Genomic DNA, 21084 nt, shown 5'->3' with positions numbered 1-21084 from the left:
GGGCCCTCCCAGAAGTCGGTGTCACTACGCGGGTTGACGGACCGAACCCGCCTCTGGGTTGCACCGTGTCGCAAAGCCGTCAGCGGTTCCGATACGCGTTGATCACCGTCTGGGTCGCGGTGTTGCCGTCGCGGTCGACGACCACGGATCGCAGTGACATCACCTTCGCCGCCGGGGTCTTGAAGACCGCGGTGTAGGTGCCGTCGGCTCGCCGTACGACGATCGCTCGCTGCCACGTGTTGCCGCCGTCGCCGGACACCTGCACTGCAACGGATCGGATCCCCGGCACCTTCGCGCCCGGCTGGTTGACCACGGCGAACGGCAGATGGGTCACCGTCTTCCGCTCCACCGCGTTGTTCGCGTCCACGTCGGGCCGGAACTCCACAGACCGCAGCGGCAGCACCGCCTTGTCGCCGCCGGTGTCCTGCGAGGTGAACGTCCACACGTGGTCGACCCGCGTCGCCAACTGCATCAGCGACCGCTGCAACGACATCTCCAGCCGGTACGACGCCTTCGCCGCCGGCGCGTTCTCCACCAACAACTGCCCGGCCCAGGTGTCGTCGCCGGCCAACAGTTTGCCGTCCCGGTAGAGCCGGGTGACGCTCCGGTCGGCCGGAGACGTCGGACAGCCGCGGTCAAGCCGACCGGACGTCATCGCCGAGCTGACGTCCAGCGGGAGTCTTTTCTTCCTCAACCCCATGGTTCCTCCCCGAGTCAGTGGCCCGATCGAGCCCTCTCGAGGAGTCTGACGCGGGCGAACCGGTCAGGGTTGATTGCGGTTTCTTCTCTGCCCGGTAGGGATTCGTCATCCGATCGCGTAGGCACCGATCACGGACTGGTCCGTGACGTTGCCCTGGGCATCGATCAGGTGAGCCTTCAGCGACACCGACTTGGCGTCCTTCGGCGTCGCGAAGATCGCCTTGTACGTACCCTTGCCGGTGGGTGCGACCGCGGCCTTCTGCCAGGTCTTGCCGTCGTCACCGGAGACCTGGATCTCCACCTTCTTGATCCCCGGCAGGGCAGCGCCCGGCTGGGCGTCGACGACGACCGGCAGCACGGTCACCGGCTTGCGCTCGGCGACGTTGTGGCTGTTCACCTTCGGCTGGAACCGCACACCGAGCATCGGCAGCGGCGTCTCCTCGGCCGTCTCGCCCGAGGTGAACGTCCACTTCAGGTCGGTCCTGGTGCTGAACGTCGACCATGACGGCCGCGTCTGCGAGGACTCCAGCGTGTACGTCGCCTTCTCCGCCGGCAGACCGGTCGCCTCGATGTAGCCGAAGTACGGCGACTCGGCGACGACCTGCCCGTCCCGGATCAGCTTGCTGGATTGGGTGTCCATGACCCCGAACCCCTTGTTGCCATCGGCGTCGGACAGCGAGAAGGCCGACAGCAGCAGCTCGTCGCCGACCCGGATCGCGACCTCCGGCGTCGACGTCAAAGCGGCCGCGTTGTACCGCTCCCGGTACGTCGTGCCCGCCTTGTACTCACGGTCCGGCGAGCTCAGCCGGCTGATCGTGATCGGGAACGGGTCCTCCGGGTCGGTGCTCGGCTCGACCTCCTCGACGACCGTCTGCCAGTGCGCCGGCTTGTCGTCGACGAACAGCTTCATCTGCACCGGGACGTCGTACGGCAGGATGATCGCCCAGGATCCACCCATGTACGGCGCCTGGCCGTGCACCGTCCGCTCGACCTGCCGGTCCGAGGTCGCGTTGATGCTCTGCTCGACGACGGCGAGGTCCTTCGCTTTGACGTTGCGAACGAGCCCGGTCGGGAAGCGCCCCGGCGTCGAGTCGACCTGACCGTACAGGTAGGGCGAGTTCGCGAACGAGCCGTTCTCGCCCGCCTTCGCCCACTGCGACGCCACATGGCCGGTCATCTGCTCCGGCGGCAGCGCCGCGCCGACCTGCGCGGTGTGCACACCGGCGAAGTCGAACAGCAAGGCCGACGAGCTCAGGCCACGCATGCCGTCCGGCGAGATCCGGTCGTAGCCGACGTCGGCGACCGCGACCGAGGCATCGGCCTGCGGCACGGTGACTTTGACCGGCTTCGCGGACCGCGCATCGAGAGTGACCGTGGTGTTCTCGGTCAGCTTGATGCTCGGCTGGACGACCGAGTAGATGTCGAACTCCTCGCCGCCCGGCCGCTCGACGAACTGGTCGCCCTGCACGAGGTACTCCCCCTTGGGCAGCCGGTACTTGGCCGTCGCGGTCCCGAAGAAGGTGAACAGGTTGGAGTCGATCCCGAAGACCAGCCCGGACGGAGCCGCCGGCTTGCCGTCGAGACCAACGCTGTTGACAGTGAGCTCGTAGCTCTCCTTCTCCTTGTTCACGCCGATCGCCGACTGCACCGTGGCGTCACCGCCGGTCGCGGTGATCCGGCCGGAGTAGCCGCCGTCCGGACCGCTGTGCTTCGTGTTCGACGTGGCTTGCACCGACGCGGTCCCGCCCGCCGGAACAGTGACGGTGGTTGCGCTCAGCTTCAGCGCATCGGCCGGAGCCGGCGCGCCGTCCGGACCGTTCAGGGTCGCGGTCAGGTCGAGCGTCACCGGCTGGTCACCGAGGTTGCGGTAGGTCAGCGTCTTGGTCACCGGGGTGTCGTCGTCGTGCGGCCAGAGCGCCGTACCGAAGGACACGCTGCCCGGCTCGGCGATCATGGACTGCTTGATGCCGCGGGCCACGTCGATCCGGCCCGCGCCCTGCTCGAAGGCACTCTGGTCGGCGGCCGGCTTCGCCGACGCCATCAGCGCGCCCTTCAGCTCACCGGCCTTCCATTCCGGGTGCTCCTGCGCCAGCAGCGCCGCGGCTCCCGCGGTGTGCGGGGTGGCCATCGACGTGCCGTCGAGCATCAGGTACTGGTCGCCGACCGGGGTGCCGATCACCGACTTCTTCGCCTTGGCCGCCACGATGGCGACACCCGGCGCGGTGACGTCCGGCTTGACCGCGCCGTCGACGACCCGCGGGCCGCGGCTGGAGAAGTCGGCCAGCTTGTCCTGCTTGTCCACCGCACCGACGGTCAGCGCGGCGTCGGCGCTGCCGGGTGAACCGACCGTGCTCTCGCCCGGGCCGTCGTTGCCGGCCGCGATCACGAACAGCGTGCCGGTCTGCGCGGTCAGCCGGTTGGCGGCCTCCTCGAGCGGGTCCACCTCCGGGGTGTCGGTGCCGCCGAGGCTGAGGTTGACGACCTTCGCCTTCACCTCGTTCGCGGCCCACTCCATGCCGCCGAGGATCGCGGACTCCGGGCAACCGCCCAGCTCGCACACCTTGCCGTCGTACAGCTTGGCGTCGGGTGCGACGCCCTTGTACTTGCCGTTCGAGGCCGCCGCCGTGCCGGCGATCGTCGACGCGACGTGGGTGCCGTGCCCGACCAGGTCACGCCGGTCAGGAAGGACCTGGCCTTGGCCTTGTCCACCTTCATCGCGGCGCCGTTCACGACCGGCAACTGCGGGTCACCGTCGCTCCCGGCGCCGCGGACCGCGACTGGGCCTTGCCCGCATAGGTCACGACGACCGGGATCGCCTTGGACGACTTGTCGTCGTACCCGTCCTTGATCAGGCCGGTCACGTCGAACAGCCGGCGGTCCAGCCGTCCGCTGACGAGCTGGTCCTGGACGTCGGAAGGCACGACGTACAGGTGCTCCTTGGTGCGGTGGGTGCTGAAGGTGATCTTGTCGCGGCCGGGTCCCGGCGTGACTGCGGCCCGGGCCGGGTCGCCGCCGTACAGGGTCACCCGGTCGCCGGTGACCAGCGTGACGTGCTGATCGGCGGCCTTCGCTTTCACGGCGTGGGCCTTGAGCTGGTCCTGCGGTGGTGCTGCCTGAGCCAGGCCGGATAGCCCGGTACTCACGGCCGCGATCGCGGCGACGGCCAGGCCGAAGCGCCGCGATCGGTTGATGGATCGCACGATGAGTCCCTCCCGTTTCGGTTGTCCTCACGTCGGCGGATCGGCCACCTCACACAGCGGAGCCGATTTGCCACTCACCGTTAGATGTCTGGACCAGACCAAATGGTTGCGCGAAGCCCCTGCCTTGGCATGAAGCTGCAAGGACCCCGGCTCGATCGGGCAGCTAGCGCTATGCGGGCGGGGCGACGGCGGCGTCGGGCTGGTTCGAGCGGGTCAGGGAGTCGGCGACGAAGCCGTTCGACTTGAGGTCCTCGACCAGGGCGTGGAGGTAGGCAACCGTGTCGGGGTGGCGGTCCTTGGTGGTGCCGACGGCCTGCCGGATCTCCATGAAACGCTCGTCGATCAGCCGCACCTCGGGGTGCTCGGCAACGAACCGGGTGATCGGCTGGCGGATACCGGCGGCAGCCTCCAGGTCCTCGGCCAGGAAGATGTCGGTGCCCTCGTCGCCACGGACGACGGTCGCGTGCTGCACCGTGCGGGTCAGGTACAGGTCGTACGCCGAACCACGCTTGACCCCGATCCGGACGCCGTCCCGATCGACGTCGGCCAGGGTCCGCAGACCGGACTCCCGCCGTACGGCGAAGACGCCCTCGATGATCACGTACGGCGCGGTGAACGCGACCTGGTCGGCCCGGGCGGGCTCGATCGCGAGGAAGCAGATGTCGGCCTGGCCGGTGGTGAGCGCCTCGAACGACTTGCGGGCAGCGTCGAAACAGACCAGTTCCAGCGGCACCTCGAGGCGGCGAGCGAGCTCGCGCGCGATGTCGACGGTCACCCCGGCCGGTTCCGCCGGGGTGCCTTGGGCCAGCACCGGGTTACCCAGGTTGATGGACGCCCGCAGGACGCCCGACGGCGCCAGGTCCGCACGCACACTCGTCATGCCGCGACCCTACTCGCCAGGTCGCAGCAGGGCCTCGGCGTACTTGCGGAAGTCCGCGACCAGGCGGCTGCGGTCGCCCGCTCGGGTCGCGAGGACGACGTGACTCGGCTCGACACCCTCCAGCGGGACGAAGGTGATGTCAGGCCGGAGCCGGTGCCCGCCGACGACGCCTGGTGCGATCGCGACCGCCTGACCGGCGGCGATCAGTTCCAGCTTGTCCTCGACGTCCTTGACGAACGGGCCGTCCGGCGCGGGACTGCCGTCGGGCCGCGGATCGATGCGCCAGAAGGCGTTCCACTCGGCGTCGGGCAGCCGGGGCAGCGGTTCGTCCGCGATGTCGTCGACGGTGACGGACTCCTTGCCGGCCAGGCGGTGGTCCAGCGGGACCATCAGCACCCGCGGCTCGTCGTACAGGACGGTGACGTGCAGCCGGTCGGTCGCGAACGGGAGCCGGGCCACGACCGCGTCGACCCGATGCTCGGTCAGCGCCGAGTGCGGTTCGTTCCAGCCGATGTGGACGGCCTGTACGTCGGCCTCGGGGTGCCGGCGGCGGAGCTCCCGGGCGACCGGGGTGACGATCAGGTTGGTCGTGTACCCGATGACGATCCGGCTGGGCGAGGCGGCAGCCTGAGTGGCGGCGGTTGCTTCGGCGGCCGATCGGAGCAGCGCCTGAGCCCGCGGCAGGAACACCTCGCCGGCCTCGGTCAGCCGGCTGCCCTGCGGCGTGCGGTCCAGCAGGCGGGCGCCGAGTTGTTGCTCGAGGCTACGGATCTGCCGGCTCAGCGACGGCTGGGTGATGTGCAGCTCCGCCGCGGCGCGACCGAAGTGCCGCTGCTCGGCGACGACGGTGAAGTACCGCACGAGCCGCAGGTCGAGATCGGAGGGCATGCGGTCAGCATAGGCGGTTGAGCTGCGGTGATGCCTGAAACGTATTGCGCCATACGAAAGAAGCTTTGGAATCGCGGCCGATCGCGATCACACGATGGAAGCACCTTCCCCTTCTTCGAGGAGTTGCTTCCATGCGTGTTTTCGTCACCGGCGCGAGCGGTTTCGTCGGGTCCGCGGTTGTCCGCGAGCTGATCGGGTCCGGCCACCAGGTCGTCGGCCTGGCCAGGTCCGATGAGGGCGCCGCGTCTGTGGCCGCGTCCGGCGCCGAGGTGTACCGCGGCGACCTTGCCGACCTCGATGGCCTGCGTACGGCGGCCGCCGCGGCCGACGGCGTGATCCACACAGCCTTCATCCACGACTTCGCCAACTTCGCCGCGTCCGTCGAGGTGGACCGGCGGGCGATCGAGGCGATCGGCGAGGCCCTGACCGGCTCCGGCAAACCGTTCGTCGTCACGTCCGGGACCGGCCTGGTCGGCGGCGACGACATCGCCACCGAGGACAGCCGGCCGGACCCGAACGTCCCCACCAACGGCCGGCGCGAGAACGAGGACGTCGCCCTGTCGTACGTCGACCACGACGTGCGGGTGTCCGTCCTGCGGCTCCCGCCGACCGTGCACGACGAAGGCGACCACGGTTTCGTTCCCGGTCTCATCGATATCGCCCACACGCAAGGCGTTTCGGCGTACCCGGGTGACGGGACGAATCGCTGGGCGGCCGTCCACCGGCTCGACGCCGTACGCCTCTACCGGCTGGCCCTCGAGTCGGCGCCGGCCGGGTCGCGGCTGCACGCGGTCGGCGAGGAGGGCATCCCGTTGCGCGACATCGCCGAGGTGATCGGCCGTCACCTCGACCTCCCGGTCACCGCAGTCGAGGATCCCGCCCACTTCGGCTGGCTGGCCGGGTTCGCCACCCTCGACGCGCCTGCCTCCAGCGCCCGGACCCAGGAGCTTCTCGACTGGCACCCGACCCATCCGGGCCTGATCGCCGACCTCGAGAAGGGGCACTACTTCCGAACAGGTAGGAAACTTTCCTGACGATCTTTCAGCAGAGTCATTGCGTAAGTCGTCCGAGGAGTCCTAGAGTCGGCGCCACTTGGTTACCTGAACCGCCCGATGGGGAGTCAGATGAAGCGTCGGAGTGTTGGGTTGCTGGTAGCGGCTGCGACGGTGCTGGCGGGGTTGACCGCCATACCGGCCGAGGCGCACAGCAGCAAGCGAGTGGTGGGGTACTACACCAACTGGAGTGGATACGACCGGAACTTCCTGGTCAGCGATCTGATCAAGAACGGGACAGCCGAGCGGCTGACCCACATCAACTACGCGTTCGGATTCGTCGACGAGCACGGGACCTGCATCAGCAGCGATCCGTGGGCCGACTACCAGCGGCCGTTCACGGCCGAGCAGAGCGTCAGCGGCAAGGCCGACGAGCCGGGCCAAGCACTGAACGGCAACCTCAACCAGCTCAAGCAGCTGAAGCAGAAGTTCCCGAAGCTGCGGATCAGCATCTCGCTGGGCGGCTGGACCGGCTCGAAGTACTTCTCCGACGCGGCGCTCACGCCGGAGTCGCGGGCCGCGCACGTGAAGTCCTGCCTGGACCTGTGGCTGAAGGGCAACCTCCCGGGGCTGCCCGCAGGCGCCGCGAAGGGTGTCTTCGACGGGATCGACCTCGACTGGGAGTGGCCGGCCAGCGAGGGCAACCCGGGCAACGTGATCCGTCCTGAGGACAAGCAGAACTTCACCGCGCTGGTCCGCGAGTACCGCAGGCAGCTCGACCGGTTGTCGTGGCCCAACCGCTACAACCTGACCGCGTTCCTGCCGGCGAACCCGGTGCAGGTCGACCGTGGGTTCGAGGTCAAGAAGCTGTTCAAGGACCTGACCTTCGGGACGACGCAGGGCTACGACTACCACGGCTCGTGGGACCCGATCACCAACCAGCAGTCCGCGATCGACGGCCCGGCCGGCGACCCGTCGACCGCCGAGTTCAGCTCGCAGGTGACGATCGACGCCTACCTGTCCCGTGGCGCGCCACGCAGCAAGCTGGTGATGGGAGTGCCGTTCTACTCCCGCGGCTGGACCGGCGTGACGAACCAGAACAACGGCCTGTTCCAGCCGGCCACCGGACCGGCGCCGGCGACTTACGAGGCCGGCTACGAGGACTACCGGCTGCTGAAGGCGAAGCTGGCCGGCTTCACCGTGCACCGCGACGAGCAGGCCGGATTCGCCTGGCTGTTCGACGGTACGACGTTCTGGACCTGGGACGACCCGGTCGAGATGAAGCGCAAGGCGCAGTACGTCTCGCAGCGCGAGCTGGGCGGCGCGATGATCTGGTCGCTCGACGGCGACACCGAAAATGGCGAGCTGATCAAGGCGTTGCACCGTAACCTTCGCTGAGTGGACCTGAACGCACTCGTGGATCGGTTCGGCGCGCACAGCGCCGAGCCGATCCACCTCGGCATGTCGGCGGCGACCGTGGTCCGGCTGGACCGCGGCTCGGAACACCTGTTCTACAAGGCCGGCCCGGGCGTCGACGACGAGGCGGACCGGCTCGCCTGGCTGGGCGCGACCGGATTCCCGTGCCCGCGCATCGTTGATCGAGGCAACAACTGGTTGCTGACCACGGAGCTCGCGGGCCGGGACGCCTCCCAGGACTGGCCGGCCGCCGACCGGCCGGCGGTGCTGGCTGCGCTGGCCGATGGGCTGCGTGCGCTCGACGAGCTGGCGGACTGCCCGTTCGACTCGCCGTTCCCCGGCCGGACCGAGGCCGTGACCCACGGCGACTACTGCGCGCCGAATGTCTTCATCGACCCGTCGACGCTGCGTTTCGCCGGCGTCCTGGACCTCAGCCGGCTCGGCACGGGCGACCGCTACCTCGACCTCGCCCTGATGTTCAAGAGCCTCTCCGGCACCCTCAACCCCCAGTACGGCGGCCTCCCCGCCGCCCGCCACTTCGTCGAGTCGTACGGCGCCGACCCGGACGACCCCCGGATCGCGTCCTACGTCGACCTGGACAACTCCGGCAACTTCTGAGCGCGGAAGGCGCGGCGGTAGGCGCTGGGCGTCGTACGTAAGGCGGCGTGGAAGCGGCGGCGGAGGTTGGTGGCCGAGGAGAGGCCGACGCGGGTGGCGATCGTCTCGACCGGGAGGTCGGTGTCCTCGAGGAGCGTTCGGGTCCGGGCGATGCGCTGGGCGAGCAGCCACTGGCCGGGCGCGATCCCGAGCTGGTCCGCGAAGCGGCGGGCGAGCGTCCGCGGTGAGACGTTGATCCGGGCAGCGAGGTCGTCGAGCGTGAGCGGGTCGGCGAGGTGCTGGGTCGCCCAGTCCAGCAGCGCGCCCAGCGACTCGGTCTGCCGGGTCTCCTCGATCCGGTACTGAACCTGGCCGCCTTCTCGATGCGGCGGCATCACCATCCGCCGGGCGATCTGAGCGGCGTACGCGGCGCCGTGATCGTTGCGGATCAACTGCAGGCACAGGTCGATCCCGGTGCCCGAGCCGGCGCTCGTCGCGACGTCCCCGTGGTCGATGTAGAGCACGTCCGGATCCACGAGTACGGCGGGATACCTGCGCTGGAGCTCATCGGCGTACCGCCAGTGCGTCGTCGCCCGGCGCCCGTCCAGCAACCCGGTCGCAGCCAGCACTCTCGCCCCCGAGCAGATGCTCACCAACCGCGTGCCACGCCGATGCGCCTTCTGGAGCGCGCGCACGACGGCCTCCGACGGCTGCCGCTCGACAGGCAGCCAACCCGGTACGACGACGGTGTCGGCGCGATCGAGCGCGCGCAGGCCGGACCGCACCAGCATGTCGAAGCCCTCGGTCGTCCGGATCGGGCCGGGCCGCTCGGTGCACACGCTGAACCGGTACCGGTCCCCGCGGAACACCGAGGCCGCGCACCCGAGCTCGAAGCTTGCCTGCGGCCCGTTCACCAACGCGACGACGCGATGCATGGCTTAAAAGTACCTGACGATGACTATCCAGACACTGTGGGAAAGCTTGTGGACAGCCGAGGATCGGGCTGTGGACAACTTCGAATTCACTGCTGTGGCGGACACTCCGGTCCGCGAGCTCTTCCCCGGCATCCGGCTGCGCTCGTTGTGGACCGGTCCTCAGGGCGCGTCAGCGCAGGTGCTCGAGATGGACCCGGGCTCCCGCTGGGAAGGCATCGACGTACACGAGCCGGGACCGGAGGAGGTGTACGTCGTCGACGGCGTCTTCAACGACGGCATCCGGGACTACCCGGCCGGGTCGTTCATCCACTGCCCGGCCGGGTCGTCGCACATCCCACAGACGGTTGCGGGATGCACCCTCTTCGTCTTTTACCCCGAGGGCTGACCTCAGGGCTTCTGGATCTGCACCACGTCGAAGTCCGTCCCGGGCGGCGCTCCCGGCCCGAACGGCGGCGGGAAGCCGAGGTCGAAGCGGGCATTGACGAGCGCGAGCCGGTTGCCGCTCTCCGCCACTGTGGCGGGAACCCGGAACAGCGGGTCGGTGACGGCCGCGGTGATCCGGCCGCTCGTCAGGTCGGGGCTGAGCTTGATCTTGACCAGCCGGTTGGCGAAGTTCTCCACCACCCACAGGGTCTTGCCGTCGAGCAGGATGCCGTCCACGGTGTCGGGCGTGAGAGCTCCGCCGGTGATGGTGATGGCACGGCTGACTCCGGTCTTCGGGTCGACCAGGAACAGGGCGCCGAGCGGCGTGTGCCCGACGATCAGCGTCCGGCCGTCGGGTGTGGCGTCGATGCCGTTCAGGTTGGGCAGTTCCCCGATGATCGCCGCCGCGGGTCCGGTGAGCGGAATCGTCTGCGGCGAGCCGATCCGTCCGTGCTTCCCGATCGGGACCTTGTAGAGCGCCGGGTTGAAGCTGTCGGTGAAGTACGCGGCGCGCTTCGTCACCACGACGTCGTTGATCAACGAGTTGGGCGCTGCTGTCAGGGTCAGGTCCGCGACCGTCCTGCCGTCGCGGGTGCTGTACACGTACGCCTTACCCTGCAGGCCGCCGGCGACCCACAGCCGTTTCGCCTCTCGTTCGACCTTCAACCCGACAGCCTGCCGTCCCGGCGGGGCGTCGACGAAGATCGCGCCCTTCCCGGTGCGTAGGCTGCCGCGGTAGATGTCCCCGCTGGTGAGCGATCCGGCGTAGAACGTGTTCTTCGGGCCGGTGGCGATGCCTTCCGGCGCGAAGTCGTTCGGCAGCGGGATCGACGCCGGGAACGGCGCGGCCGCGGCGACGGTCAGTGCCACCGCGGACACGATGAGCGCGAGCTTGCGGAAACGCGACATGATGAACCCCCTGTAACCCCCGTTTCCCCTTGCTGGCAAGGTAGATCCGGGGGTACCGGAAGTCCAGGTCGCGGCTATTCGGTACTGCGCAGTTCCGTCGGGGCGCCGTGCACCGCGGGAATGCTGCCGAGCTTGCCGGCCTGGAAGTCCTCGAAGGCCTGGATCACCTCGGCGCGGGTGTTCATCACGAACGGCCCGGCCATCGCGACCGGCTCCCGGATCGGCCGTCCGCCGAGGACGAGCACCTCGAGGTTCGGCTCGGCCTGCGGCTGCGACGTGCCGGCCGCCGTACGGATCGTGTCGCCCGGGCCGAAGACGGCCAGCTGGCCCTTGCGGATCGGGCGGTGCTCGGCGCCGACCGTGCCCTGACCGGCGAGCACGTAGACCAGCGCGTTGTAGTCCGGTTGCCACGGCAGCACCATCTCGGCGCCCGGGCTGACCGTCGCGTGCACCAGCGTGATCGGTGTGTGGGTGGAGCCGGGGCCGTCGTGGCCGTCGACCGTGCCCGCGATCACCCGGATCAGCGCGCCGCCGTCCGGCGTGGACAGCAGCGCCGAGTCGCCGCCGCGGATGTCCTGGTAGCGCGGCGGGGCCCACTTCTGCGCCTTCGGCAGGTTCACCCAGAGCTGGATGCCGTGGAACAGGCCGCCGCTCAGCACCAGGTGCTCCGGCGGGGTCTCGATGTGCAGCAGGCCCGAACCCGCCGTCATCCACTGGGTGTCGCCGTTGGAGATGACACCGCCGCCACCGTTGGAGTCCTGGTGCTCCATGATCCCGTCGAGCATGTACGTGACGGTCTCGAAGCCGCGGTGCGGGTGCCAAGGAGTGCCCTTCGGCTCACCCGGCGCGTACTCGACCTCACCCATCTGGTCCATGTGGATGAACGGGTCCAGGTCGCGCAGGTCGACACCGGCGAACGCACGCCGGACCGGGAAGCCCTCGCCCTCGTAGCCGCTCGGGGCCGAGGTCACCGAGCGGACCGCGCGCTCGGTCGCGACGGCCGGGTCCGGCTGGTGGATGCGGGGCAGCACGGTGATGTCGCTGACGGTCACGGCGGGCATGGCGTTCTCCTTGCTCGGTTAGTTAAAGAATAAACTATCTCGCTCAACCACGGCAAGGGCGGGGCCATTCCCGGGCACCGGCTGCTGCGGACCGCCAGGCCATCACAACTGACGCGCTCGGCCGGGCTGCCGCGTGGCCGCTCGGCCGAGGGCTGATTGTGATGGCCTGGCGGTCCGCAACTACCCTGTCCCCGTGACAGCGCAGATCTTGGACGGCAAAGCGACGGCGGCGGCGATCAAGGACGAGTTGAAGGTCCGGGTCGCGAAGCTGGCCGAGCAGGGCGTGGTGCCCGGGCTCGGCACGATCCTGGTCGGTGACGACCCGGGCAGCCGGGCGTACGTGGCCGGCAAGCACCGGGACTGCGCTGCGGTCGGCATCGCGTCCATCCAGGTCGAGCTCCCCGCCGAGGCCACCCAGGACGAGATCGCCGCGAAGGTCACCGAACTCAACGAGAACCCGGACTGCACCGGCTTCATCGTCCAGCTCCCGCTGCCCAAGCACGTCGACACGAACGCGATCCTCGGCCTGATCGACCCGGCCAAGGACGCCGACGGCCTGCACCCGGTCAGCCTCGGCAAGCTCGTCCTCGGCCAGGACGGCCCGCTCCCGTGCACCCCGAAGGGCTGCGTGGAGATCCTCCGCCGGTACGACGTACCGATCGCCGGAGCCCACGTGGTCGTCGTCGGCCGCGGCGTCACCGCGGGCCGGCCGATGGGCCTGCTGTTCACCCGCAAGTCCGAGAACGCGACCGTGACCCAGTGCCACACCGGCACCACCGACCTCGCCGCCCAGGTCCGCACCGGCGACATCGTGATCGCCGCCGCCGGGTCGGCCGGCCTGATCACCGCCGACATGGTGAAGCCCGGCGCCGTACTCCTCGACGTCGGCACCAGCCGCAGCCCCGAGGGCAAGATCGTCGGCGACATCGACCCCGCCGCCCGCGAGCAGGCCGCCTGGATCGCCCCCATGCCCGGCGGCATCGGCCCGATGACCCGCGCCATGCTCCTCACCAACGTGGTAGAAGCCGCCGAATCGAGCCTCGCCCAGTGACCGGCCCGGCGTACGGCGTGCCGGCTCGGGCGTACGGCGTGCCGGCCGAAGCGAGCGTGGCGGCTCGGGCGTTCGGCGTGCCGGCTGAAGTGGGCGTGGCGTGCTGATGGCGGGGGAGGCTCAGCGGCGGAGCGAGTGGCCTTTGGCCCTGTCCCTGCTGGTGGGCGCGGCCGGTCTCGTCGTACTCACGTTCTACAACTGGCGCAACGGCGTACTGATCTTCGCCGGCGGCGTCTTCCTGGCCGGCCTCCTCCGTGCCACCCTCTCCGACACCGCCGCCGGCCTGCTTCACGTCCGCGGCCGCATGTTCGACACCGCCCTCCTCGTCGCGGTGGGCGCCGCGATCGCCACCCTCGGCCTGATCGTCCCGAACTGACCGCATGAGCATCGCGATCCGCCCAGCCCTGGTCGAGGACGCTCCGCGGATCACGCACATCTACGTCGACTCCTGGAACGCAGGGTTCGGCGAACTGATGCCACCAGCCGTCCTCGACGACGCGCGTATCGCCCGCTGGGCCGACGATCTGACCACCGGCCGCTGGTTGGTCGCCGAGCATGACGGCGTCATCGCCGGCTTCACCGGCATCTGCCCCAGCCGCGACCCCATCGATCCACAGCTCGGCGAACTCGACACGATCGCAGTCGACCCGCCGTACTGGCGCTCTGGCGTAGGCACCGCCCTCATGAACACCGCCCTCGAGGCCCTGGCCGCCGCGTACCCGGAAGCAATCCTCTGGACCCTGGCCAACTACCCGCAAGGCCAACGCTTCTACGAATCCACCGGCTGGCACCCTGACGGCCAAACCCGCGCCGACGGCCACCAACTCGCCTACCGCCAGACCTTCTCTCGCTGAGGGCGGCTGAGCTTTCGAACATCGGGTCAGTGCAGGGTCGGGCGGTAGATGAGCTCCTGGGTGTTGCCGTCGAAGGTGCGGCTCTCGATCAGCTCGAGGTCGAAATCGGCTGCGTCCTTGAAGATTGGGTCCGCTCCGGTCTGTCCGGCGATCACCGGGAACAGCGTCACGTGCACGAGGTCGACCAGGCCGGCCGCCATCAGCGTCCGGTTGAGCGACAGGCTGCCGTGCGACCGCAATGGCACATCGGACTCTTCCTTGAGTCGGGCAACGATCTCGACCGCATCGCCACTCGCCACCGTCGCGTCTGGCCAGTCGAGCGGCGCCTGCAGCGTGTTCGACACCACCGTCGCCGGCAGGTTGTACATCCGCGTGACCCATGGGTCGTGGATCTCGGAGTCTTCGGTGCTCGCGGCAAGCATCTCTGCGTGTGCCCGGGAGGTGTTCGCCCCGAACACCATCCGCTGCTTCTCGCCGTACAAGGCGAATCGCTGCTCGAGGAACTCCGGCCCTTGCTTACCCCAGTAGCCGCCCCAGTCGCCCGTGTGGGCGCCGAAGCCGTCGAGGGTCGAAAAGACGTCGAAGGTGTAGGTCGCAGTCATGATGTCCTCCTCAGGTACGCCGGCGCCCTCCTGGGCACCTCTCAACCCTGCTACGAACACCTATGGTCCGATCCGACAGCATCTGCCGGAGGTATTGCGGGGCCACACGCCGAACCGCTGGCAGACAGTTGCTCACCCACCCGGCGCCGACCGCAGTCACCGCTGGGCAGTTGTTCGGCAGCCCGCCCCCGCAGTCACCCGCACGCAACACACGTCAGTCCGACTGCTGTCGCCGCGCGGCAGACCTTCCTGCCGACTGACGCCGACCTCGCCGTCCCCCACGCACAAACGCGGACGCCGGTCAGCAGAACCTCGTCCGGGTGCTCGGCAGCCCACTCACGTGGGCGGCAGCCCACGCGCAATCGGGTTGGGTCGGAGCACGTGAGGCTTCCCCCGGCCTGCCGTGAGGCAGTTGCACGGCAGGACAAGCGCCCACCCCGCCCTCACCCGAGCGCGACAGCGCGCAACCGCGGGCGACAGCCGCCCACGTGGGCGACAGCCCACACGAATCCGGGTGGGTGGGAGCGCGCGTAGCCGGGGCGACGCAGGAGCCCCGGCGCAGCACGCGTGGGAGAGAACCAGTTAGTGGAAGAAGTGGCGGGTCCCCGTGAAGTACATGGTGATCCCGGCCTTCTGCGCGACCTCGATGGCGGCTTCGTCGCGGATGGAGCCGCCAGGCTGGACGACTGCCTTGACGCCGCATTCGATGAGGACCTCGAGTCCGTCAGGGAACGGGAAGAAGGCGTCCGACGCGGCCACCGAGCCGGCAGCCCGCTCGCCTGCGCGCGACACCGCGAGGCGGCAGGAGTCGACGCGGTTGACCTGCCCCATGCCGACACCCACCGACGCACCGCCGGAGGCCAAAAGGATCGCGTTGGACTTGACCGCCCGGCACGCCTTCCAAGCGAACGCGAGGTCGGCAAGCACCTCAGGCGAAGCAGCCTCACCGGCGGCGAGTTGCCACGACGACGGGTCGTCGCCGGGCGCCTGGAAGCGGTCGGTGTGCTGCAGCAGCAACCCGCCACTGACCGCCCGCATCTCGACCTTCTCCGCGGAAGACACCGGAGGCGCAACCAGCAGCCGGATGTTCTTCTTACCCTGCAGGATCTCAACAGCGCCGTCGTCGAAGGCCGGCGCCACCAGCACCTCGGTGAAGATCTCCGCGACCTGCTTGGCCATGTCAACCGAGACCGGAGCGTTGGTCGCGATCACACCGCCGTACGCCGACACCGGGTCGCACTCGTGCGCCCGCCGATGCGCCTCGGCGATGTCCTTCCCGACCGCGATCCCACAAGGATTGGCGTGCTTGATGATCGCAACCGCAGGCTCGCTGAAGTCGTACGCCGTACGACGAGCAGCGTCGGCGTCGACGTGGTTGTTGTACGACATCTCCTTGCCGTGCAACTGCTCCGCAGCCGCCAGCCCACCCCGGCCGTTCACGTACAAAGCGGCCGGCTGATGCGGGTTCTCGCCGTACCGCAGCACGGAAGACTTCTCCCACGTCGCGCCAACCCACGCCGGGAACCCGGTCCCCTCGGACGTGTCGCTCACCACGCTGCCCATCCAGGAGGCCACGGCCACGTCGTACGACGCCGTGTGCACAAACGCGTCCACAGCCAGCCGCTGCCGCTGCTCCGACGAGAAACCACCTTCGGCAAGCGCAGCCACGATCTCGGGGTAGCGCGTCGGCGACACCACGACGGCCACGTTCGCGTGGTTCTTGGCGGCGCCGCGGACCATCGACGGGCCGCCGATGTCGATCTGCTCGATGCACTCGTCCACCGACGCGCCGGAGGCGACGGTCTCGGTGAACGGGTAGAGGTTGCTCACCAGCAGGTCGAACGGCTCGACCCGCATCTCGCGCAGCTGCTCGACGTGCTCACCACGCCGTACGTCGGCCAGCAGGCCGGCGTGCACCATCGGGTGCAGGGTCTTGACCCGGCCGTCCAGGCACTCGGGGAACCCGGTCAGCTCCTCGACCTTGGTCACCGGGACCCCGGCTGCCGCGATCCGGGCCGCGGTCGAGCCGGTCGACACCAGCTGCACACCGGCAGTGTGCAGCGCGGACGCGAGCTCCTCCAGACCGGTCTTGTCGTAGACGCTGATCAGCGCCCGGCGGATCGGCCTGCGGTCGGTGCTCACTTCAGTCGAACCTTTCGTCCGGTGATGGTCCAGCCGTCGCGGACCAGCCGGCCGACCCAGTCCACCAGCTGGCGGCGTTCGACCTCCTTGATCCGCTCGGTCAGGGTTTCTTCGGTGTCGTCGTCCTCGACGGGTACGGCGACCTGCGCGATGATCGGCCCGGTGTCGACCCCGCCGTCGACGAAGAACAGGGTCGCGCCGGCCACCTTGACGCCGTACTCGAGCGCGTCCCGCGGGCCGTGGATGCCGGGGAAGGCCGGCAGCAGCGCGTTGTGGGTGTTGATGTACCGGTCGCCGAAGGCAGCCAGGAAGTCGTCGCCGACCAGCTTCAGGAACCCGGCCGAGACGACCAGGTCCGGCTTGTACTCCGACACCGACGCAGTCAGCGCCCGGTCCCAGTCGGCCCGCTCGGGGTAGTCCTTGACCTTGTGCACGAAGCACGGCACCCCGGCCGCGGCGGCCCGGTCCAGCCCGGCGATCCCCTCCCGGTCGGCGCCGACGGCGACGACCTGGGCGCCGTACGCCGGATCGGCGGCAGCGTCCAGGAGGGCCTGCAGGTTCGACCCCGAGCCCGAGATCAGCACGACGAGCCGCGCAGGTTCGGGAGCGGGCGCAACCGGGTCTGTCACGGCCCGAAGCTTATCGCCCGGCGTCCGCCTCGCCGTCAGCCGGTCGGCGGGAGGCGACCAGCGCAGCCGTGATCGCGGCCCCGATCGCCATTCCAGCGGCCAGTACGCCGGCCGCCGGCAGCGCGGCCGGGATCCCCACGGCTGACATCCGCCCGGGCCCAGCAGAGCCACCGGACAGCGCCATGAGCACGTAGAGCATCACTCCGGCGAGAAGAGCCGCCATACCGCCACGCAGCGCGAACGCGTCCCACCCCAGCGCGTCGGAGTCCTGGTCCGCCAACCCACGCCGAGCCACAACGAGCCCCGCGACCACACCGGCAACCAGCGGAACCAGTGCGGTCAGCGCAAGCAGGTACGTCGGCGTCGCGCCATCCGCAGGTACGGCGGCCAGCAGCGGGAGCGCAGGCAGATTCCCCACGTCCACCCCGGTCGGGGCGATCGTCGTACCGACGCCCAGCTGGAATCCGGGGCCGGCCAGGAACGAAACGACGTACAGGATCATGTTCGGCACCAGCATCAGGCAGATCGCGAACAGCACGACCGACCCGACCACCCCGGCGTCCAGCAGCTCCAGCATCCCGGTGACCCGGGAGAAGTGGATCGCCAGCAGGACGCCGTACAGCAGCGAAGCGATCGCGATCACGGTCAGTACGGCGGAAGCCGCAGCCGGCACTGCGTCCCGCAGCCCGTTGGGAGTCGCGTCGGCGATGTCCTCAGCCGCACCGGACTCGACCAGTACGCCGGCAGCCCCGGCAACGAGAGCCAACGACGCCGCTCCGAGGAACGCAGACAGCGGAGAGACCCGCACCGAGCCGTCAGCCGTGAGCAGAGCGATGATCAGCGCAGCCAGGCCGTAGACGAACGCGAACGTGCCGGACAGCAGGATCAGGTCCTTGGTCCGGTCCGCGGCGCTGTTCCGGGCAGCGGACTTGCCACCGCGGTACAGACACCAACCGAGGAACAGGGTCAGCCCGAGCGGCGCGATCGTGATCGAACCATTGCCGAGCGTCACACCGGCCTTGTGCGCGACCAGCCAGGCGGACGCACCCGCACGGATGGCTCCGGACGCACCACCGAAGGTCGCGGCCAGCCAGCCGATCACGGCCACGGCAGCGCACGTCAGCAGCCCGGTGAGCAGGCACGCGCCCGCGGAAATCACTGCCGACAGGACCACCGGCTTCGTTGGAGCGGTGACGTCGGGCCCGGGCGCATTATTCTGCCCACCGTGTGGTTCGCCGTCACGGGCGCCCGGACGGCTCAACATGTCGGTCACACCTTCACCTCGCTTCGCTCGGTTCCGGCGCGACCGACAACGGTGCTCTGCCCATTGTTCGCTCGCTGCGCTCGCTCATCCGACTCTCATGCTCCCCCGCAGCGGGGGACCACTCGTTCTGACACGCCGGATATGGAAGACTTCCCCCCGCTTGTTCACGCTCAGTTGGCGGGCGGGCACCTACTGGTGTCCGCGATCCGGCTGAGTGGGGACAGGCTGGCACCACCGGGTACTGTCGGGTGGAATCAGTCAGGAGGTCGAGCTTTGGCCGGTTCCCACCGTGCAGCCCGCGGCGGCAGTCGAGCCGCTGCCCGGGAGGCGCGCCGGCAGAGGGCGCGTAAGCGGAACCAGACGATCGCCGCCGGTGTGGCGGTCGTTCTGCTGGTCGGCGGCGGCGGGGTCGCCGCCCTGAACGCCTTCGGCGGCGACGACGCTTCGGGCCCGAACACCGGCGCCGCCGACGACAAGTCGGCCAACTCGACCATGCTCGTCGACGACAAGGCCCTGCTCGACGCGACCACGGCCAAGCCGCTCGGCGCGACCGGGGCCTGGGCGATCACCAAGACCGCCGACGGCAGCAGCGCGCCGGAGCGGACGTTCGTCTGCCAGTCCCAGCGGTTCGCCGACCCGGCCGGCCTGCGCACCTGGGTCCGCACCTTCCAGAACTCGACCACCAAGGACACCGCGGTCCAGTACGTCGAGGTGTCGAGCGACAAGGCCGCCGCCGCGAAGGCCTACACCACGATCGTCGGCTGGCTGAGCGCCTGCACCACCCCGCAGGTCCGGCTCGCCTCCAGTTATGTCACCACCGGGGTCGGCGAGCGCGGTGTGATCGCCGTCTTCGGACAGCCGTCCGGCGGCAAGACGAAGTACCGGACGATCTCCGTCACGGTCGCCGGGCAGGCCACGATGGTGCTCGAGCACGACACCCTCGCCGGTACGCCGCCCAAGCCCGGGCCGGTGCTGACCGCGGCGACGGCCGGGCTGAAGCGGATCTGCTCCGAGACCGGCGGCTGCGGCACCGGGGCACCGGTGGCCAAGGGCGCCCTGCTGCCGACGACCGAGTCGGCGGGGTTCATGGCGCCGGTCGACCTGCCGGTGCTGAGCGTGATCGACAAGCCGTGGGTGAGCACGAGCGCGAAGACCGGCGCCGGCACCGGCTGCGAGAAGCTCGACTTCAAGAAGGCGAAGGCGACCAAGTCCGGGACGCTGACCTACGTCACGCCGGAGGCCAAGGTGCCGACCGAGTTCGGGATGGACGACACGGTCGCGAAGTTCGCCTCCGCGGCGGCCGCGAAGAGCTTCGTCGACCAGATCCGCAAGAACGTCGACAACTGCGAGAAGAACGTCTCGAACGCGAAGGTGAAGTCGACCGGGACGGTGTCGACCAGCGTGGTGAAGGGCGAGAGCTGGCGGGCGTCGTACGACACCGGCGGCGGCAAGACCTTCACGTACCGCATCGGGATCGCCCAGTACGGCACCCAGGCCGTCTACGTCCTCTTCCCAGTCCTCAAAGGCCTGGACATCTCCGACGGCGCCTTCAACGAAACCCTCACCCGAGCCGCCGAACGCGCCGCAACGTACAGGTAGCACGAACGGCCCCGAGGAATCCCCGGGGCCGTCGACGCAGAACCTGACTACTTGGTGAGGTTTTGCATGATCTCGCGCATGAGATTGGCGGTCTCGGTGGGGGTTTTGCCGACCTTGACGCCGACGGCCTCGAGGGCCTCCTGCTTGGCGGCTGCGGTGCCGGAGGAGCCGGAGACGATGGCGCCGGCGTGGCCCATGGTCTTGCCCTCGGGGGCGGTGAAGCCGGCCACGTAGCCGACGACCGGCTTCGTGACGTTGTCCTTGATGAACGCCGCCGCCCGCTCCTCGGCGTCGCCGCCGATCTCGCCGATCATCACGATCGCGTCGGTGTCCGGGTCCTCCTGGAACGCCTGCAGCGCGTCGATGTGGGTGGTCCCGATGATCGGGTCACCGCCGATCCCGATCGCGGTGGAGAACCCGAAGTCCCGCAGCTCGTACATCATCTGGTACGTCAGCGTGCCCGACTTCGACACCAGCCCGATCCGGCCCTGGCCGGCGATGTCGGCCGGGATGATGCCGGCGTTCGACTCGCCCGGCGTGATGATGCCCGGGCAGTTCGGCCCGATGATCCGGGTGGTGCCGGACGCCTGCGCGGCGGCGAAGAACGCGGCGGTGTCGTGTACCGGCACGCCCTCGGTGATCACCACGACCAGCGGCACCGCGGCCTCGATCGCCTCCAGTACGGCGTCCTTGGTGAACTTCGGCGGCACGAAGATGACCGACACGTTCGCACCGGTCTCCTTGACGGCGTCCGCGACGGTGCCGAAGACCGGGACCGCCTTGCCGTCGAAGTCCTGGCTCTGGCCGGCCTTGCGCGGGTTCACGCCGCCGACGATGTTGGTGCCGGAGGCAAGCATCCGGGTGGTGTGCTTGGTGCCTTCCGAGCCGGTCATGCCCTGGACGATGACCTTGCTGTCCTTGGTCAGGAAGATAGACATGTTCA

Annotated in this window: 21 protein-coding genes; 8 read left to right on the top strand and 13 right to left on the bottom strand. The window is 69.4% G+C overall.

Going from position 1 to position 21084, the window contains the following annotated elements; all coding sequences use genetic code 11:
* Positions 1-79: 79 nt before the first annotated feature.
* The 5 genes from ACIBGM_RS17650 to ACIBGM_RS17630 form a co-directional block, all read right to left on the bottom strand.
* Entirely contained in the window at positions 80-700 is a 621-nt protein-coding gene (locus ACIBGM_RS17650) for a hypothetical protein (protein ID WP_396386182.1), read from the bottom strand.
* A 105-nt stretch (positions 701-805) separates the two neighbouring features.
* Complete coding sequence (locus ACIBGM_RS17645; RefSeq protein ID WP_396386223.1) at positions 806-3334, bottom strand: S8 family serine peptidase; 2529 nt, start codon at positions 3332-3334, stop codon at positions 806-808.
* A 91-nt stretch (positions 3335-3425) separates the two neighbouring features.
* On the bottom strand, positions 3426-3899 hold the full coding sequence (locus ACIBGM_RS17640; protein WP_396386181.1) for a hypothetical protein: 474 nt from the start codon (positions 3897-3899) through the stop codon (positions 3426-3428).
* Between the two features lie 169 nt (positions 3900-4068).
* Complete coding sequence (locus tag ACIBGM_RS17635; RefSeq protein ID WP_396386180.1) at positions 4069-4779, bottom strand: transporter substrate-binding domain-containing protein; 711 nt, start codon at positions 4777-4779, stop codon at positions 4069-4071.
* A gap of 9 nt (positions 4780-4788) precedes the next feature.
* Complete coding sequence (locus ACIBGM_RS17630; protein ID WP_396386179.1) at positions 4789-5667, bottom strand: LysR family transcriptional regulator; 879 nt, start codon at positions 5665-5667, stop codon at positions 4789-4791.
* A 131-nt stretch (positions 5668-5798) separates the two neighbouring features.
* On the opposite strand from ACIBGM_RS17630, the gene ACIBGM_RS17625 reads away from it, so the two are divergent.
* The 3 genes from ACIBGM_RS17625 to ACIBGM_RS17615 all read left to right on the top strand — a co-directional run bounded on the left by ACIBGM_RS17625 (position 5799) and on the right by ACIBGM_RS17615 (position 8693).
* Positions 5799-6701, top strand: a complete 903-nt coding sequence (locus ACIBGM_RS17625; protein WP_396386178.1) for an SDR family oxidoreductase — start codon at positions 5799-5801, stop codon at positions 6699-6701.
* Positions 6702-6791: 90 nt separating this feature from the next.
* A complete protein-coding gene (locus tag ACIBGM_RS17620) occupies positions 6792-8057 on the top strand; it encodes a glycoside hydrolase family 18 protein (protein ID WP_396386177.1) in 1266 nt (421 codons plus the stop codon).
* Positions 8058-8693 (top strand): phosphotransferase, encoded by a 636-nt coding sequence (locus ACIBGM_RS17615; protein WP_396386176.1) that lies wholly within the window; start codon positions 8058-8060, stop codon positions 8691-8693.
* On the opposite strand, the gene ACIBGM_RS17610 is transcribed toward ACIBGM_RS17615, so the two are convergent.
* Entirely contained in the window at positions 8660-9607 is a 948-nt protein-coding gene (locus tag ACIBGM_RS17610; RefSeq protein WP_396386175.1) for a helix-turn-helix domain-containing protein, read from the bottom strand. The genes ACIBGM_RS17615 and ACIBGM_RS17610 overlap by 34 nt on opposite strands.
* Positions 9608-9677: 70 nt before the next feature.
* On the opposite strand from ACIBGM_RS17610, the gene ACIBGM_RS17605 reads away from it, so the two are divergent.
* Positions 9678-9992 carry a cupin domain-containing protein gene (locus ACIBGM_RS17605; RefSeq protein WP_396386174.1) on the top strand — a complete coding sequence of 105 codons (315 nt, stop codon included), beginning with the start codon at positions 9678-9680 and terminating at the stop codon, positions 9990-9992.
* Between the two features lie 2 nt (positions 9993-9994).
* Here the strand turns inward: ACIBGM_RS17605 and ACIBGM_RS17600 are convergent, their stop codons facing one another.
* Positions 9995-10939, bottom strand: coding sequence for a hypothetical protein (locus ACIBGM_RS17600; protein ID WP_360538524.1), 945 nt, complete (start codon positions 10937-10939; stop codon positions 9995-9997).
* Positions 10940-11013: 74 nt separating this feature from the next.
* The gene (locus ACIBGM_RS17595; protein WP_396386173.1) at positions 11014-12000 is read right to left on the bottom strand and encodes a pirin family protein; all 987 of its coding nucleotides are present in this window, start codon (positions 11998-12000) and stop codon (positions 11014-11016) included.
* A gap of 193 nt (positions 12001-12193) precedes the next feature.
* Here ACIBGM_RS17595 and ACIBGM_RS17590 point away from each other — a divergent pair, with 193 nt between their 5' ends.
* The 3 genes from ACIBGM_RS17590 (at position 12194) to ACIBGM_RS17580 (ending at position 13905) form a co-directional block, all read left to right on the top strand.
* Entirely contained in the window at positions 12194-13051 is an 858-nt protein-coding gene (locus ACIBGM_RS17590; protein WP_360537595.1) for a bifunctional methylenetetrahydrofolate dehydrogenase/methenyltetrahydrofolate cyclohydrolase, read from the top strand.
* A 142-nt stretch (positions 13052-13193) separates the two neighbouring features.
* The gene (locus ACIBGM_RS17585) at positions 13194-13427 is read left to right on the top strand and encodes a DUF3017 domain-containing protein (protein ID WP_360537597.1); all 234 of its coding nucleotides are present in this window, start codon (positions 13194-13196) and stop codon (positions 13425-13427) included.
* 4 nt (positions 13428-13431) lie between these two features.
* Complete coding sequence (locus tag ACIBGM_RS17580) at positions 13432-13905, top strand: GNAT family N-acetyltransferase (protein ID WP_396386172.1); 474 nt, start codon at positions 13432-13434, stop codon at positions 13903-13905.
* Positions 13906-13931: 26 nt separating this feature from the next.
* Here ACIBGM_RS17580 and ACIBGM_RS17575 read toward each other — a convergent pair whose 3' ends face one another.
* From ACIBGM_RS17575 to ACIBGM_RS17560, 4 genes are all read right to left on the bottom strand, one after another.
* Complete coding sequence (locus ACIBGM_RS17575) at positions 13932-14507, bottom strand: dihydrofolate reductase family protein (protein WP_396386171.1); 576 nt, start codon at positions 14505-14507, stop codon at positions 13932-13934.
* A 582-nt stretch (positions 14508-15089) separates the two neighbouring features.
* Complete coding sequence (purH, locus tag ACIBGM_RS17570) at positions 15090-16649, bottom strand: bifunctional phosphoribosylaminoimidazolecarboxamide formyltransferase/IMP cyclohydrolase (RefSeq protein ID WP_396386170.1); 1560 nt, start codon at positions 16647-16649, stop codon at positions 15090-15092.
* Positions 16646-17278: a phosphoribosylglycinamide formyltransferase gene (gene purN / locus ACIBGM_RS17565; protein ID WP_360537605.1), complete on the bottom strand. Its 633-nt coding sequence runs from the start codon at positions 17276-17278 to the stop codon at positions 16646-16648. Before purN ends, purH begins: the two co-directional genes overlap by 4 nt.
* A 10-nt stretch (positions 17279-17288) precedes the next feature.
* Positions 17289-18542: a DUF6350 family protein gene (locus tag ACIBGM_RS17560; protein ID WP_396386222.1), complete on the bottom strand. Its 1254-nt coding sequence runs from the start codon at positions 18540-18542 to the stop codon at positions 17289-17291.
* Positions 18543-18917: 375 nt separating this feature from the next.
* On the opposite strand from ACIBGM_RS17560, the gene ACIBGM_RS17555 reads away from it, so the two are divergent.
* Entirely contained in the window at positions 18918-20141 is a 1224-nt protein-coding gene (locus ACIBGM_RS17555) for a hypothetical protein (RefSeq protein WP_396386169.1), read from the top strand.
* A 47-nt stretch (positions 20142-20188) separates the two neighbouring features.
* On the opposite strand, the gene sucD is transcribed toward ACIBGM_RS17555, so the two are convergent.
* The gene (gene sucD / locus ACIBGM_RS17550) at positions 20189-21079 is read right to left on the bottom strand and encodes a succinate--CoA ligase subunit alpha (RefSeq protein WP_360537609.1); all 891 of its coding nucleotides are present in this window, start codon (positions 21077-21079) and stop codon (positions 20189-20191) included.
* Positions 21080-21084: the final 5 nt, after the last annotated feature.

It is taken from the genome of Kribbella sp. NPDC050470, assembly GCF_044458365.1.
Classification (GTDB): domain Bacteria; phylum Actinomycetota; class Actinomycetes; order Propionibacteriales; family Kribbellaceae; genus Kribbella.
Note: the sequence above shows the minus strand (reverse complement) of the source record. Positions and strands in the feature narration are given on the sequence as shown.